Annotated in this window: 9 protein-coding genes; 3 read left to right on the plus strand and 6 right to left on the minus strand. The window is 64.3% G+C overall.

The genetic code is table 11. The features are described from left to right. Nucleotides 1-8: 8 nt before the first annotated feature. Entirely contained in the window at nt 9-2,831 is a 2,823-nt protein-coding gene (locus NMQ11_RS17535; RefSeq protein WP_255170991.1) for a M14 family zinc carboxypeptidase, read from the minus strand. Nucleotides 2,832-3,077: 246 nt separating this feature from the next. On the opposite strand from NMQ11_RS17535, the gene NMQ11_RS17540 reads away from it, so the two are divergent. Both NMQ11_RS17540 and NMQ11_RS17545 read left to right on the plus strand, forming a co-directional pair. After that, on the plus strand, nt 3,078-3,371 hold the full coding sequence (locus NMQ11_RS17540; RefSeq protein ID WP_255170992.1) for a hypothetical protein: 294 nt from the start codon (nt 3,078-3,080) through the stop codon (nt 3,369-3,371). A gap of 119 nt (nt 3,372-3,490) precedes the next feature. Continuing rightward, complete coding sequence (locus NMQ11_RS17545; RefSeq protein ID WP_255170993.1) at nt 3,491-4,648, plus strand: MFS transporter; 1,158 nt, start codon at nt 3,491-3,493, stop codon at nt 4,646-4,648. A gap of 17 nt (nt 4,649-4,665) precedes the next feature. On the opposite strand, the gene NMQ11_RS17550 is transcribed toward NMQ11_RS17545, so the two are convergent. Continuing rightward, nucleotides 4,666-5,019, minus strand: coding sequence for a hypothetical protein (locus tag NMQ11_RS17550; protein ID WP_255170994.1), 354 nt, complete (start codon nt 5,017-5,019; stop codon nt 4,666-4,668). Between the two features lie 426 nt (nt 5,020-5,445). Then, nucleotides 5,446-5,967: a DedA family protein gene (locus NMQ11_RS17555; RefSeq protein WP_255170995.1), complete on the minus strand. Its 522-nt coding sequence runs from the start codon at nt 5,965-5,967 to the stop codon at nt 5,446-5,448. Between the two features lie 292 nt (nt 5,968-6,259). On the opposite strand from NMQ11_RS17555, the gene NMQ11_RS17560 reads away from it, so the two are divergent. Then, nucleotides 6,260-7,303, plus strand: coding sequence for a DUF1611 domain-containing protein (locus NMQ11_RS17560; protein ID WP_255170996.1), 1,044 nt, complete (start codon nt 6,260-6,262; stop codon nt 7,301-7,303). A 76-nt stretch (nt 7,304-7,379) separates the two neighbouring features. Here NMQ11_RS17560 and NMQ11_RS17565 read toward each other — a convergent pair whose 3' ends face one another. The 3 genes from NMQ11_RS17565 to NMQ11_RS17575 all read right to left on the minus strand — a co-directional run bounded on the left by NMQ11_RS17565 (nt 7,380) and on the right by NMQ11_RS17575 (nt 15,195). Then, the gene (locus NMQ11_RS17565; protein WP_255170997.1) at nt 7,380-12,236 is read right to left on the minus strand and encodes a S8 family serine peptidase; all 4,857 of its coding nucleotides are present in this window, start codon (nt 12,234-12,236) and stop codon (nt 7,380-7,382) included. A gap of 308 nt (nt 12,237-12,544) precedes the next feature. Further along, complete coding sequence (locus NMQ11_RS17570) at nt 12,545-13,756, minus strand: MFS transporter (protein ID WP_255170998.1); 1,212 nt, start codon at nt 13,754-13,756, stop codon at nt 12,545-12,547. Nucleotides 13,757-13,971: 215 nt separating this feature from the next. Next, the gene (locus NMQ11_RS17575; protein ID WP_255170999.1) at nt 13,972-15,195 is read right to left on the minus strand and encodes an O-antigen ligase family protein; all 1,224 of its coding nucleotides are present in this window, start codon (nt 15,193-15,195) and stop codon (nt 13,972-13,974) included. Nucleotides 15,196-16,006 lie beyond the last annotated feature (811 nt).

A 16,006-nucleotide genomic window follows, 5' to 3' on the forward strand; every position in this document is an offset into this window, starting at 1 on the left:
CGGCCCCGCTAGCGGAGTTCGCCCCAGACGCCGACCAGTTCGTCGTTCACGTACCGGTGCTGTTCGAAGCCGAGAGCGTTACAGATCAGCGTGTGTCCCATGAACGAGACGGCGTAGTCGGACATCCCGAACGGGTGTAGCTCGCGCTGGTTGGCGACGGGAAGGACGGATCCGAGCACGTTGATCTCGGCGTCACCCGCAGAGAGCGTCCCCGCAGCGACGCCGGCACCGCCCATCGTGCCCGCAATTTCGCCACCGGCGCTTTCGAACGCGTCCTCGTCGATGACCGTTCCGGGGGAGTCTGGACCGGTGGTGTAGCCGACCTGCGACCCCTTCCACATCTCGAGCTGGAGCTCTCGGATGTCGGTCAGCAGGTGGTGATCGAAGTCGCGGTCTTCCAGGTTCGCGATCGGAACCTCGATCTGTTCGAAGTCGCCCTCGGAGAGCGCGGCCGCGTCGCCGACCTCGAGATCCGCCAGCAGGGTAACTCCGGTGTCGGTGAGCAACAGGTCGCCGCCCGCCTCGACGAACTCCTCGACAGCCGCGAGGAACGCGGGATCGTCGCGGCCGAAGTCGCCGGAGATCACCAGTTTGTCGTAGCGGCGTTCACCCGAGCGGCCGCGCATCAGTCGCCCGACTCGCACGTGGTGGGCGCTGATCCCCTCCATCGAGCCGTCCTCGACGAACGGCGCCAGGTCATCGAAGAACTGCATCGGGTTGACGCTGTACTCGGCCTGGGAGTAGCCGAACGCGTCCTCGGGGTCGGGGTGTTCCTCGTCGGTTTCGACGGTGGTGAAGTCGACCTCGAGTTCGCCGTCGCCGTCGAACTCGAGCGACCAGTCGCCGTCGGCGGGCGCCGGGACGTAGAAGCTGGTCTGGCCGGTCATACAGCAGGCGTCCTCCTCGAGTTCGGAGACGTCGACCTCGTCGACGACCTGACCGGCGGGGTTCACCAGTTTGACGACCCCGTTGTCGACGCCGTGGGCGTGGAAGTGTACCGACAGCGAGTGCGTTCGCGGCCCGGAGGTCGTACTCGCGCGGCCGTCCGGACCGGGCTGGACGGTGCCGTGGCGGCGCTGGACTTCGGTCGCGCGCTCTCGTCCGGGGCCGCGACCTCGGCCGGGGCTCTCGTCGGTGTGCGAGAGGTCCGCCGACGTGCGCGTCAACTCGTCGGCGGTGACGTACGCGGTGTCGTTGCCGCCGGTGACGACCGTCGCATTCGTGTCTGCGGCGCACATCTCGGCGAACTCGCGCATCGAGATGTGGTACGCCTGGGCGAGGTGGCGTTCGACGTACGGCCGCCAGAACTCGAAGTCGCGGTAGCCGAGTTCCGGTGCGACGGTTACGGCGCCGAGACCCCCGTCCTCCTCGGACTGGCCCGCCCAGCCGAGCAACGCCCCGGTGACGTTGTAGCCGATCGAGTCGTAGATCGTCCCCCAGTTGAAGAACTCCTGGGCGCCGGAGCCCCAGCCCCCGGTGTCCTGTTGGGCGCGGTCGAGGTCGTCGCGGATGGCGTCGATGCTCCCCCAGTGGCCGTACATCCCGTCGTTGATCTGCCTGTTCACCTCGTCCAGGTTGTGGGTGCCGTCGTGGTCGTAGGCGGCGTTCGACTCGAGGTTCAACACGAGCGACGGGTTGAACCCCATCATGTGGTAGTCACAGACGTACTCGACGTTGTCGTACTCGCGCAGGAACTCGACGGTCGCCATCGCGTCGGGCACCACGTCGTCGTAGCCGACGTCGTATCCGGGACGGACGTCGGGCGCGCGGTCGGGTTCGGCCGGCCAGAACGACGGGTCGGCCCAGCCGATCGTCGCGTACTGGCGGTTGGTGTCCAGCCCCGAGGCGTTTCCGCGCGCGTGGGAGAGACTGTTGCCGATGTGTGGCTTGCGGACGATCCAGCCGTCCGGGTTGATGTAGACGAACGAGATGACGATATCGTCGAGCAGCGGGTTGAACTCCTCGGACTCGCCCTTCGCCGCCTGCTCGAGGATCCGACTCCCCGACTCCCGGCCGGCCTGCTCGTTGGCGTGAATCCCGACGATGAACACCGCCTTGTCCTTCTCCTCGAACGCGTCGCGGTCCTGGACGTCGTTGGTCAGCTCCGCGACGTAGATGTCGCGCTGGTCTGCGTCCTCGCCCGTCACGTGGTTCTCGTGTCCCGGCCCGTGGCCGATGCGTTCGACGTTCACCATGTCCGGGTACTCGGCCTCGAGGTGGTCGAGCGCCTGCCCGGCTTCGCCGTGGGAGATGAAGTCGCGGGCGTCCTCGACGCGCGGGAAGACGTCGAACTCCTCGACGTACTCCGGGTAGACGTCGTACTCGCCGTAGGGTTCCTCGAGCGCCCAGAACGGGTTCGCACCCGGCGAGAACTCGACGAACTCGACCTCGAACTCGTCGAGGGCGTCCTGCAGCTCGTCGGCGGTGAGCCAGCCGTGGGCTGCCGGCGTCGGCTCCTCACGGTAGACGACCTTCGTCGCGCGCAAGTTCTCGTCGATATCCCAGTCGGGTTCTCCGAACTCGTCGTAAAACGCGGTGACCGCGTCGACGGTCTCGAACTCGAAAACCAGTGAAACCTCGTAGTCCTGCGGGGTTGCGTTGGCTGCGTACGCCGCCTTCTCGGTGACCCGGTCGTCCGACACCTGTGCCGTTACCGTGCTGGGTAACGCCAGCGCCGCGCCGGTCGCGGCGGCAATGGACAGGAACGTCCGGCGACCGACTGTGCCGCCCTCGAAGGCGCTGTCCTCGAGTTCAACGGCGTCGTCGTAGGTGTAACGGTCGGGCTCGTCTGCGCTCTGTGGTGGTCGTTCGTGGTGGTGATTGCTCCTCATGATCTCTGAACGTGGTAGCGAACCACACAGTCGGGTGAGCACCACTGTCATATGTCCGTGATTGGTTTTTTCAGAAAATACAACTCACCACAACGGATATTACCAACGCGTGTATCTAGCTAGAGTTGGTCTCGAGCGAATATACAGCAATATAGACGGTTCCGAATCTCTCTTCCTTTCGACTCTGACGCCCTCCCGACGTCTCTAATAAGAAAGCTTATGCCAGAATACCGGGGTCCTCGGGGTATGCCAACCGAAGACACCCTTCCTAACCTCGTGACGATCGTCGGCCGCGGCGTCCCCTCGAACTACGAACTCAGCGTCGAAGGGAGAATACGGATGGTCGGCGCGAACCCGGCCGAAGAGGCGACGATCGTCTCCGACCGGGCCGCCGAGGGAACGATCGACACCGGCGTTCAGCGATTCCGGTTCTCCGGCGAGCTCGCGAACGTCCGCCTCGTCGACTGGAACGGCGCCTCCCCCCCGGAGTCGCCGGACACCCCGACCGTCCACATCGACTACAACGTTCCCGACCGCTAGGTTGTGGGTCTCACTCGAGAGGCGCTCGTCTCCGTTCGTTCGTGATTGTAACCGTTGGTATCGCGGAGACCACCGACGCGTTCCGGAATCCTTGAGGTCTCGTGTCGGAAAGAGCGACTGTGACTCGCGCACGGCTCTTCGCCTCTCTCTGCGGACTGGTCTTTTTCATCAATCTCGCGAGAATCGTCTTCGCGCCGCTTCTCGACGTCTTTATCGCCGAGTTCGGGATCGGTGAAGCGACGGCCGGCCTCATCGTCACGCTCGCGTGGATCGGGAGCGCCGCGCCGCGATTGCCCACGGGATGGTTGCTCACGAAGGTGCCGCGCCACCACGTCGTACTCGCGTCGGGAACGATCCTCGCGATCTCCTCGGCTATCGCGGCGACTGCGATGACGGTCTCTCACCTCATGGTCGGTGCGTTTCTCATGGGGATCGCCTCCGGGGTGTACTTCGTCTCGGCGAACCCGCTGTTGAGCGAACTGTACCCGAAACGGATCGGCCGCGTCATCGGCATCCACGGCGCCGCCAGTCAGGTCGCGGCGGTGATCGCTGCCCCGTTCGTCGCCGTCTCGCTCTTCGTCGACTGGCGGCTGGCGCTGTGGGCGATCGCGATCGGTGCGGCGGTGATCACGGTCTACACCTGGCTCGCCGCGCGCAGTACCGAGATGCCCACGGCCGGACAGGCCGACCGCGACTTCGTCGCGGGCGCACTCTCGGAGTGGCGGCTCATCGTCACGGCCCTGGCGATCGTCGGCGCAGCGTCGTTCGTCTGGCAGGGGCTGTTCAACTTCTACGAACTGTACATGCAGTCGAAGGGCCTCTCCGGGTGGGAAGCGAGTGCGATGCTCACCATCGTCTTCGCCGCAGGCGTTCCCGCGTTCTTCTTCGGCGGTGATCTGGCCGACCGGTTCCCGCACATACCCTACCTGCTCGGGATCGTCGGCGCGTTCTCGGTGAGCGTTCTGTTGCTGACGATGGTCGAAGGACTGCTCGCGCTGATCGTCGTCACCACGATCGTCGGCGTCGTCATCCACGCGCTGTTCCCGGCCATCGATACGTACCTCCTCGATACGCTGCCGGACGCCACGCGCGGCAGCGCCTACGCCGTCTTCAGTTCGACGTGGATGTTGATGCAGGCGCTCGGTTCGTCCGCCGTCGGTTCGCTCATCGAACAGGGGTACACGTACGACTCGGTGTTCGGAAGCGCCGCGATACTACTCGGTGCGACGATCGTCGTTCTCGTGGCTCTCGAGCGAGCGGGTCGACTGCCGGGCTAACTCTCCGCCGCCCGTCATCAGCGGGTGAGCCACCCGCTCAGTAGACGGCCGAGTCGCTGCCGCACGCTGGATCGGTCCGCCTCGACTGTACGCTCGAGTTCCCGGTACGCCTCGTCTTTCTCGGCGATGATCTGCTCGTACGTCTCGGTGACCTGTCGTAGCTGTTGGTTTTTGTACTCGAGGAGCTCCTCTCGGGAGGGCTCGTCGCGTCGGCCGCCACGATACTCGATGGCGACCGACGCTGCCGTCGGTTCGCACCGTTTCGGTTCGTCGGCGGGACGGTCCCGGTCTCGGGTGCGGTCGGATGTGGGGGTTCTCGAGTCGGGAGTACCGCGCTCGAGCGTGTCGGCGGCACCGGTGTTAGGTGGCATCTGTCGAGGGAGTGAGTGTGTACGTCTTTCTCGCAGATAAAGCTCAGTCAGTCAGAAGTCAGACGACGCCCCGTCTGCTGATCGGTCGCGTGAGACCGTTCGAAACGACGTGGGAAGCGTTTCCCACCACCTACCATCCACCCCCTACATTCTACGTGTATATAGTAACTCGTCAGACACGGTTCTCGGGTGCCCCCGGGGCACCGACAGCACTCGTGAGCCGAAGAGTAGCCGATGGTGGTAACAATTGCCGTCAAATATCGGGTGGATATTGTGTTGGGTGTTGACAAAGTTCATGTGCTCTGAGGATCGTTTCTCACTTGCGGGGAGAGTCCGTTGCACCCTACGTTCCCTGCACGGCTGCTGGGGGCTTCCGTGTCTTACCCCAGCTTTCGAGAACGCCGAGTTGCAACCGCGGTGGACGAATCACACGACGAGTGCAACGCCGGCGATGGCCGCGCCCACGTAAACCGCGTGGTAGAGCAGCGTCGCCGTCGAAACGTGCAGCGTGTATCGCGCCGTCGAGTACGAACTCACGGCCGCGGGAATCGCGATGAGTCCGCGACTCCAGGGAACGACGTTCGTGGCGAACACCGCCGCCCCACCGTACCGGTCGAACCACTGGTCGAGACGGCGATACCGATCCGACTGTTCGTCGACCTCGACGTACGGCAGTCGCTCGAGAAACGAGCGGTCGTAGCGCCTGACGCCGAGGTAGATCACCAGTTGGCCGAGGATGTGTGCGACGGTGACGAGGAGGACGATCGTTACCGCCTCGGATAGGCTGACCCTCGTTGCGATCACGTATCCAGGGAGGAACACGCTCGTTGGAAAGATCTTGCCGATGAGGGCGCCTTTCAGTACGAAGACGGCGAACAGGGCGGGGAGCCCAACCGTCTGAAGCGCAGTTTGCATGACGTCGACGAGTGCCGTTAACGGAGTGTGCATGGGGACCAGGTCGTGGATTTGCGGGAGGGGAGGTACCGTCGCCGAGACTCCCGACGAACCTGGTTCGTCGGTCGGTCGGCGGCGGTCGTTCAGCAGTCGTGGTGACGGTTCGATGCCGAATACCGTTTTGCTTACCATCCAGTTGTTGGTCAACACACATATATTTTCTTAATCTATCACGACGTCACGACAGTGCGCTCCACTGTTGTCTCGTCGATTCTGATCAGTTTTCCGCCGACTGCCTCGAAGCGAAACTGGTATCGTTTTTTCCCTGGCCACGAAAGGGGCGGGTATGAACCTTCGAGATGCCTTCGATACACCGGTATCGGCGATCGTCCTCGCGGAGGGGGAGTTCGGTACAACCGGCGGTAAAACGGCAAACGGCGTCGTGATGCACAGCGAGATCTTCGAGACCGCGGCCGTCGTCGACTCCGCGCAGGCCGGGTCGACGACCGATGCGGTGCTCGCGCGACCGGACGTCCCGTCGGTTCCGATCGTCGACTCGACGGAGGCGGCGCTCTCGGAAGCGCCGGAGGCCGAGGCGCTGGTGATCGGCGTCGCCCCCGCCGGCGGCGACCTCCCCGAGTCGTGGATCGACGACATCCGGACGGCGATGCGGGCGGGGTGTGACGTCGTCTCGGGCCTGCACGTCTTCCTCTCCGACCGTGAGGAGTGGGCCGAACTCGCCGAGGAGTGCGGCGTTCGCCTCTTCGACGTGCGAAAGCCCCCTGAGGAGGACGCGCTTCGCGTCGGCGACGGCCGCGTCGACGACGTCGACGCCGACATCGTCGTGACGATGGGAACCGACTGTGCGGTCGGCAAGCGGACGACGACGTTCGAACTGTACCGCGCCGCCCGCGAGGCCGGTCTCGATGCGGGGTGGGTCGCGACCGGGCAAACCGGCATCATGGTCGGCGCTCACCGGGGGGTCGTGATCGACCGCGTGCCCGCGGACTTCACCGCCGGCGTCGTCGAGGATCTCGTCGTCGCCGTCGCCGAGGATCACGACATCGTCTTCGTCGAGGGCCAGGCCGCACTCACCCACCGCGCGTACTCGGGTGTGACGCTCTCGGTTCTCCACGGCGCCTGGCCCGACGCCGTCGTGCTGGTCGACGATCCCGACCGGGACGAGCGGACCCACTTCGACGGCTGGCCGATCGCCGGCGTCGACAGCGAGATCGAAGCGATCGAGCACCTCTCGGAGGCGACCGTCGCCGCGCTCTCGACGTGGGGTGACGCCGACGACGTCGGCGCCGATTCCGACGTCCCGGTGGCGAACGTGTACGACGCTGACGGCCCGGAAACGCTGCTCGAGGCGGTTCGTACGGCGATTTGAACGGGCCTGAGCTGTACCGGTCTTCGTCTCAAACTCCGTCACCGCGACGCTACGACAAAAAAGGGTATCGGGTCGCCTAGCCGAAGACGACGGAGATGACTCCGGAGGCGGCCGGCGGGATCACGGCGTTCCCGATGTCGATCGGCGGGATCACGGCGTGATTGTCGTCTTCGATCTCGATCTGTGCGTCGTCGGTCTCCTGGAGCGTCGACACCGAGTACTGGTAGGTTCCGGGCTCGGTGTCGGCGTCGATCGCGTGCGTCAGCGTGACGGTTTCGGACTCGCCACCCTCGAGGGTGATCGTCTGCATCGAGTCCGGACCGACGACTTCACGGAGTTCTTCGGGTGGATACTCGTCGACTTCCTCGGCGGCACCGTCCCAGAAGAGGAAGATCGTCTGCTCGTCGGTCTCGTCGCCGGTGTTGGTGATCGTGGCGTCGACGGCGAGGTCGTCGCCCGCCTGGGCGGACTCGGGGCCGTCGATCTCGCTGACTTCGAAGTACGCCGGTTCGGGATCGGCGGCGGCTTCGATGGTGATCGGCGCTGTTTCGACCTCGTCCGCGGAGACGCCGTGGAGCGAGTCGCCGGTCTCTTCGTCCTCGGGGATCTGGTAGGTGAACTCGACGGTCGTCGATTCACCGCCCTCGAGGGTCACCGTCTGCGCCTGTTCGGGTTCGTAGTCGATGACGTCGGTGCCGAAGTCGGTTCCGGGCGGGAAGTAGAACACCGTGCGGGTGTCTTCCTGCTCGCCGACGTTCGTGACCGTCGCGCTGACGGTGATCTCCTCGCCCTGCGCGGCGGAGTCCGGCGCTTCGAGATCGCTCACCTCGAAGTAGGTGCCGAGGGTGAGGTTCTCGGTGGTCGTCTCGCCTGGGTCGACGTCGACGAACGAGATGTGTGAGTCGTCGTAGCCGTCGGCGACCGCGCGCAGCGCGTGCGTGCCGGGGGTGACGTCCTCGATCTCGTAGTAGCCGTCGTCGTCGGTCGTCACGTTGAACGCGCCGTCGTCGGCGTCGAGGACGTGGGCGCCCTCGATGGGAACGCCGGCGGCGTTGGTGACGTAGCCGTCGATTGCACCGTCGGTGCGGTCGACCTCGAAGTCGACGCCCTCGACGTGTTCGCCGGGGCCGACGGAGACGATCTCGTCGGGCTGGTAGCCCGGCGGCACGTCCGCGACGTTCACGACGTACGTCCCTGGCGTGAGGTTCTCGAGGGTGTACGCGCCGTCGGCGTCGGTGGTCGCCTCGTAGACCTCCCCGACGTCGTTTTCGGCGACGATCGTGACGTTCTCGACGGGTGCGCCGTCGTCGCTGGCGGTCACCTCGCCGCTGATGGCGCCGGATTCGGTCTCGGCGTCGAGCCAGAAGTCCTGGGTGACGGTGTCGCCTTCGGGCACCTCGACGGTGTCGGTCTGGTCCTCGTAGCCGTCTGCGGTGACGGTGATCTCGTACTCGCCGGCGGGAACACCTTCGAGGGCGTACGCGCCGTCGTCGTCGGTGACGTCAGCGTACGTCTCGTTGTTCGCCTCGAGTTCGACGGTCGCGTTCTCGATCGGGTCGCCCGTGTCGTCGGCGTAGACCGTCCCGACGACGTCGCCGGTCGTCGCGTCTTCGATCGTCACCGGTGCGAGATCCTGGTCGTCCTCGCTGGCGACGATGTGGCTCGCGTCGCCGGCTTCTGCGTCTGCCGGCACGGTGTACGTGAAGGTGAGGTCCGCGCTCTCGCCCGGCTCGAGTTCGACGTACTCCGAGCTCTCGATCGCCTCGGCGTCGTGGGTGACGCTGCCGGTCGTCGCGTACTCGACGGCGTTGGCGAACAGCTGGTTACCGTCGTCGGTGAACGACTCCTCGTCGGTGAAGAAGTCACGGGCGATGGCCGTCGCCAGCACCTCCGTGCCGTCGTCGCTCACGGCGATCGACGGTCCTTCGTGGACGCCGTCGTCGCCGGCGGAGAAGTCGGCGTCCGCCAGCACGGTGCCGTCGTAGTCGTCGAACCACGCGCCCCACGTAGTGGAGCCCGAGTACACTTCGACGGTGTCACCCGCCGAGCCGACGCCCGCGAAGATCGGGTGATCCTCGTGGACGTCGATCGTGACGGGTTCGCCGTCGGTTGCGGTCGCGTCTTCGTCGCGCTCGCCGGGGTTCTCGCGCACGTTGTGCAGGCGGTAGACGCCGTCGGCGTACGCCTGGGCCGTGCCGCCCTGGTAGGAGTCCAGGTAGACTGCGCCCTGGTCGTCCTCGAGCGCGTCGAGGAAGTCCTCGGCGAGGTCGTCGCTGCCGAGACGCTGGACGACGAACGTGTCGTACTCGTCCATCGAGTCGAGCAGTTCGTCGGCCTCGAGTAGGTCGACCTCGTAGGCGTCCTCGTCGAGATGCGCCTCGAGGACGTCGACGAGCGCGCCGTCGTGGTAGTTCTCCTCGTCGACGACGGCGACGTCGCCGCCGGCGGCGCCGAGGTCGTAGACGATCTCCTGGCCGTCCGGCGCGTCGCCGGTGTTCTCGACGGTGGCGTTCACGTCGTAGGTATCGCCGATACTCACCGTCTCGGGCGCGTCGGTGATCTCGACGTCGAACTGTGCCTCGAGGATCGTGACGGTGGTCGTCTGCGAGTCGTCCTCGGTGAAGACGCCGTGGTCGTACGTGCCTTCGCCGATGTCACTCGTGTCGAGGGTGAACTCGACGGTCGTCTCCTCGCCGGGGTCGAGCGTGACGTTCTCGGTGTGGACCGGCTCGTCCAGGTCGTCGAAGCGGTACTCGACGGTCTGGGTGTCGTCGGTGTTACCCGTGTTCTCGACGTCGGCGCTCACCTCGATCTCCTCGCCCCGGTCGGCCTCGTCGGGGGCCTCGAGGTTCGAGACGTCGAAGTGCGCCGAGACGATCGTCAACTCGTCCGTGTCGGAGTCGTCCTCTGAGTAGACGCCGTAGTGATACTCACCGGGTTCGAAGTCGCTCGTGTCGACTTCGAAGGTGATCGTCGTCTCCGCCGGGTGGTCGACCGGATCGTCGACGCCGGGGGCGGCCATGTCGACGACTTCGGTGGCGACGGGTTCGCCCTCGCCCAGGTCGTCGGCACTGTCGTTCATGTAGAGGGCGATCTCCTGGATCGCACCCTCCTCGCCGAGGTTCTCGAGATCGACCGTGACCTCGAGCTCGTCGCCCTGGTCGACCTCGTCGGGACCGTCGAGGTTCGAGACGGCGATCTCGCCCTCGTCGAGGTTGCCCTGGACCTTGTACTGCAGCAGGTTGAGGTCGGTCGTGGTGATCTCGCCGTCGCGGTTCATGTCGCCGAGGTCCTCGTTGAAGTTCTCGGGCTCCATGTCCTGGAGGTACTGCTGCATCAACTGGACGTCCTGGACGTTGACCGTCTCGTCCTGGTTGACGTCCCCGAGGTCGTACTCGAGGGCGCCGACGCCGACTTCGTCGACGGCGGCGTAGGCGTCGATGATGCCGTAGCCGTAGCGGACGTCCTTTTCGTCACCGGGTTCGTCCCAGTCGTCGGGTTTCCAGGCGGTCTCCTCGAGGGTGTCCTGGATCTCCTCGGCGGTGAGGTCGTCGTTGGCCGAGAGCATCAGCGCGATGGTGCCCGCGACGTGCGGGGCGGCCATCGAAGTGCCCGAGAGTGTGTCGTACTCGTCGTCGGGCATCGCGCTCAGGACGTCCTCGCCGGGGGCGGAGACGTCCGGTTTGATCCACTCGTCGGGCCAGTCGGGGTCCGGGTTGTCCCAGTTGTCGCCCGCGATGGTGTTGCCGCTCGAGAAGTCGGTGATGTCGCCGTTCTCGTCGGAGGCGCCGATCGAGAACGAGTCGTAGATGTTCGCGGGCGAGCCCACGCAGCCCTCCCCGGAGTTACCCGAGGAGGTGACCGCGAGGACGTCGAGATCGTGGGCGTTCTGGATGACCGGGATCCAGGCGTCCTCGTAGACGGGGCCGAACAGGCCGCAGCCGGCGCCGAAGCTCATGCTGACGACGTCTGTGTCCATCTCCTCGACGACGTACTCGAAGCCGGCGATCGTGTCCGAGTCGGCGCCGGAGCCGCCCGGCAACACGAGCGCGTGCTGGAGATCGACGTTCGGCGCGACCCCGTAGGCGGGAACGTCGCCGTCGGCGGGGGCGTTCGCCCCTACCGTGCCGCCGACGTGGGTGCCGTGGTAGTGGGTGTCGTAGGGTTCGGAGTCCTCGACGGGCTCACCGTCGGGGCCGATCTCGACCCAGCCACCCGGGTACGTCGGGTCGTCAGCGTCCTCGGTGTAGAGGTCGAGGTCCTGGTGGCTGACGTCGAAGCCGGTGTCGAGGACGGCGACTTTGACGTCCTCGCCCTGGGTCCCGAAGTCGTCCCAGGTGTCGGAGGCGTTGATCTGCTCTAACCCGTAGGTGAACTCACCGTCCTGAAAGATGCCGGGCGTCTCTTCTTCCTCGTCACCGACCGGCTCCGGAATCGTGTACTCCGGCCGGATTTGGATGGTGTGGACCCCCTCGATCGCCGAGAGCTCCTCGATGTCGACGGTGTCGGCGTCGACTTCGGCCCGGATCGCGTTGGTGATCCAGTAGGTGTTGACGAGTTCGATGCCCTCGATGGCGGCGATCTCCTGGCGAGCGGTCGCCTGTGACTCCTCGGCGTACTCCTGGAGCTGGGCGATTGCGCGCTCGCGGTCGTCTGCGACGCCCTCGTCGTACTGATCGAAGATCAAGTAGACTTGCTCGGTCCCCTCCGCTTCCTCGAGGGCCGGGTCGACGTGTGTCTCGGTTTCCGACGTCTCCGCGTCGGTGCTCTCTTGCTGTACGGCTGGTTCGACATCGGGCGCCGGTTGCTGAGCCTCGATGTCTGCGTCTGCATCTGCGCTAGCGGTGACGCCGCCGGTCCCCATCGCAACGACCGACAGCACCATCACGAGCGCGAGGAGTGCAGCTCGAATCTGATCGCGTGTATCTGCCATAGATGTTTCTGGTGGTGTGATATGTGTTTGCCTCTACCCGCCTTACGTCAGGTAAAGATCCGCTGTCCCCTGCTTACCGAACTATGTTACCTTTGTGTCATGCTCCCATGGATCGACCATGTATGTCAGTATAATAAACTTACGCTCACCGGAAATAATCACTGGGAATTATTCATTCTAGTGACCAATGGATACTAGATGTCTGACTGCTCGAGCGCCAGTGGCTCGAGACCCCCCCAGTACTCGATACACCGATACCGTTTGACGGTGTCCCCTACGAGCCGGACGGCCTGCTTCGGGGCGAGAGTTCACCCCAGGCCGGGGTTTCGATCCGGCCGAAACCGAACGCTCAGCACCAGTGCAAGGACGATGAACGCGGTGAGTCCGCCGAACGGGACGGTGAACCCACCGTACAGGTCACGGAGCAAGCCGACCGCGAACGGGGCCGCACCGCCGATGACGTATCCGCCCGCGATGGCGACGGCGCTGAGTCGACTCGTCGCTTCGCTGCTCGCGGTGTAGTCGACTGGGAGCATCAACATGAGCGTGAACCACGCGCCGACGCCGAACCCGAGCGACGCAGCCCAGAACCACGGGGCGACGTCCGGGACGGCCGTTACTCCCACGGTGCCGACGAGCGCGAGCGCGATCACGGGACCGAGCCAGTGGCGTCGGTCTGCGGTTCGGTCGCCGGCGATCGTGATCAAAAGCATTCCACCGAGGCCGGCGACGATGAACACCGTCAGGATCAACCCCGCCGCCGTTTCCGACCACCCTAACGCGATGTACCGCGGCGGGAGCCACGTCAGCATCGAGTAGTACAGCGCCGTGTTGAACACGTAAAACAGCGTGAGCGTCCAGACAAAGGGGTGTCGCCACAGACCTTGTGACCTGGTCGGATGGGACGTCGCCGAGGCGTTCGACGGTGGCGGATTTCGGGTAAGACCGCGGCGGACCGGCCGCCATGCGAGCAGCGCCATGCCCGCGAGAACCGCCCACACTGCCAGTGCACCGGGCCAGGAGTCGAGTACTCGCTCGAGCGGAACCGTCGTCCCCGAGGCCAGCGTCGCGCCGACGGTGAGGCTCACCGTGTACAGGCCGGTTCCGAAGGCGACGCGCTCCGGAAAGTACAGTTTCACGATCGGCGGCAACAGCGCCTGCGTGATCCCGATGCCGATGCCGACGAGCAGCGTCGTCACGAGCAGCACCGACAGCAACTCGCCGCCGAGACGGGCCGCGGTCCCGAGTCCGATCAGGACCACCCCTAAGCGAACGCCGCCCCCGTATCCGAGTCGGGAGACGACCAGCGGCACCGACAGCGCGAAGACGCCGATGAGCATCACGGGCACCGTCGTCAGCAGGCTGACCGCCGCGCTGCTCAACTCGAGGCTCGTCCGGATCACGTCGAGTAGCGGAGCGACGGAGACGATCGCCGGTCGAAGGTTCAGCGAGACCAGGACGATCCCGAGGATGATCAGCCACGTCGACGTCCGTCTGTCCGACGATGGCACTCCGGTCATCGGGCGAGTTGTCGCCGTCGACCGCGGTCGGCTCGAGGAATGTCGAACACCAAGGGAGGGATGTAGACGTTGGTACAAGAGAGTACCGACTCCGGTGTTCGATGGGGCACGGATGCTCTTTTTCTGTAGTACAACCGATGAGGCAATCGAAGATAGTCGCCGTTTCGATTAGACCCTTTCATACGGCGATCCGGAAATCCTCTTCGTAGTAGTGGTCACTGCTTCGTCCCCGGCAAGCCGAGATGATATAGCCGGTCCGTCAGGGGACGCAAATCAAGTATTCTCCCTTTCGATGAGAGGCCGGCGGCCATCGCCAGCGCCGTGAACACCATATACGTGTGTGTGATCGAATACGAAATCGAGAACGTAAAGAGAAGGTATGCGCTGATCAAGCCGAGCGCCAGTACGGGCGCTGTCGGTGTTTCGAAAAACGCGTAAAGGTACTCCACGACCAATATCGAAACACCGGCGAAAAACAGTACTCCTGCGATTACGCCACCGGCGAACGCGGCGTGGAGGAAGAGGTTGTGGGGATACGAGTGTACTGAGATCTGATCGAACGCGCCCAGACCGTGGCCCAACGGTGTACTGAGGATCCTCTCGACGGTTGTGGCGTAGAGTTCGAACCGTCCGAGCGACGTGATGTCGGTGAACAGTGAGGTCATCCGATCGACGAACAACCGCGAGACAAATCCCAGTCGGATCAACACCAAAAGCGCACCGATACCGATACCGAGGGCTGCCGTCGCTCGAACGAGGGTTCGGACCGCCAGTTCGCGGGAGCGAGTGAGCGAAATCAGGATCACTGCGAGGACGGTCGCACCAAACAGGCCGACGTACGCACTCCGTCCGTGCTGACTAACGAGCGCCGGAAGCCCGATCGCTGGCGCTCCAATCAACCCGAATCGCTGCCATCGTGCAAGCGTTACCGTCGGGTGAACGAGATAGCCGATAACGACACACAAGCCCAGCGCAATGGGAACGCTGACAGTGTTGTAGTGGTAGACGTCGTGTCCGCGTGGGTCGGCCACGCCGAGAAGCAGGGTCGCACTCACGAACGCTGCCCAAACGACCTGGAAGGCGAGATAGAGTCGGATTTCGCTGCGTCGGGTAACACCGAGCAGAGCCAGTGTTGTCCCGAGTATCAGCAGTAAGCTTACGACGTTATCGATGCTCGCTGTCGTTCCAGTTCGTATTCCGAGATACTCCGGGACAACGATCAACACGAACGCGACTCCGATCATCCCTGCTGCGATACCCTGTCGGTCCGTGAGTTCGTAGCTGCCGCGGGTGAGGCGTAGAGTGAACACTCCCCCGATCAATCCGAATGCGAGGACGTTGATATACGGGCCCTGTACGGTGAATATTTTTACGCTGGGCGCGTTGATGAACAGGAAGACACCCGCTATGAGAGCCCAAGTGAGCGGTTGGTCGCGCACTGCCCGAGAGAGATGCACACGTGAGTGTCTTGGCTGTGCGTCAATAAAGTAGCGAATGTCGTTTCAGAATCCGGCGATTTATGTGCAATACCAACGATTGACAGTTAACTAAATGATGGCATCTCGGGTTTCTGCGGTGGTGTTGCCGGCATCAGTGGTGGATGCGATTCAGATTTACCGGCGCCAGGGCGCTCGCGAGTTCGCCTGGCGCGTTGGTGCCAAAGTTCTCGTCGATCACCCTTACTCACCGACTGTCGCTCAGGCTGCCGGTGAGGCGTTCTACCGATCGGCACGGACGACGGATATCGAACGCTACGACTCGACGATCGATCCGTACGAACTCCACCCCGTCAATCCCGCCGACATAACACATCTCACCGGGCGGGCGTATCCGCCGTGGAAGGGATGGCGAACCCGGGTCGGGTCGGTGAGGGGGGGTGAGTGGGATTGTCCCCCCTCGCTCGAGGAACTTCCGATGAGTCCGCTGTATCGAGGTTCTGATCCGGCGTTCTACTATCGTCCGCGTTTCGAGGAGACGCCGTTACACCGGGCGCTCGTCGCACGCTTCGAAGACAAAACGCCCTGGACGGAAATCGAGTTAATCCAGCAGTTTATCTCGAGTCTCGAGGCCGGCGAATGTGACTCCGTCTGGAATGGCTGTTCATCTCGAGACGACATCCTTCGAAAAGGGGCGAATCTCGATCGGTTATTCGCATCGATTCGCGACACGGGGTACCGAACACAGGCTGATCTCGCCTCGGGACGGCAACGGTGGTTTCTTTCGAACCTCGGAAACGAGATCCGCGTCGAC

It is taken from the genome of Natrononativus amylolyticus, from assembly GCF_024362525.1.
Lineage (GTDB): Archaea > Halobacteriota > Halobacteria > Halobacteriales > Natrialbaceae > Natrononativus > Natrononativus amylolyticus.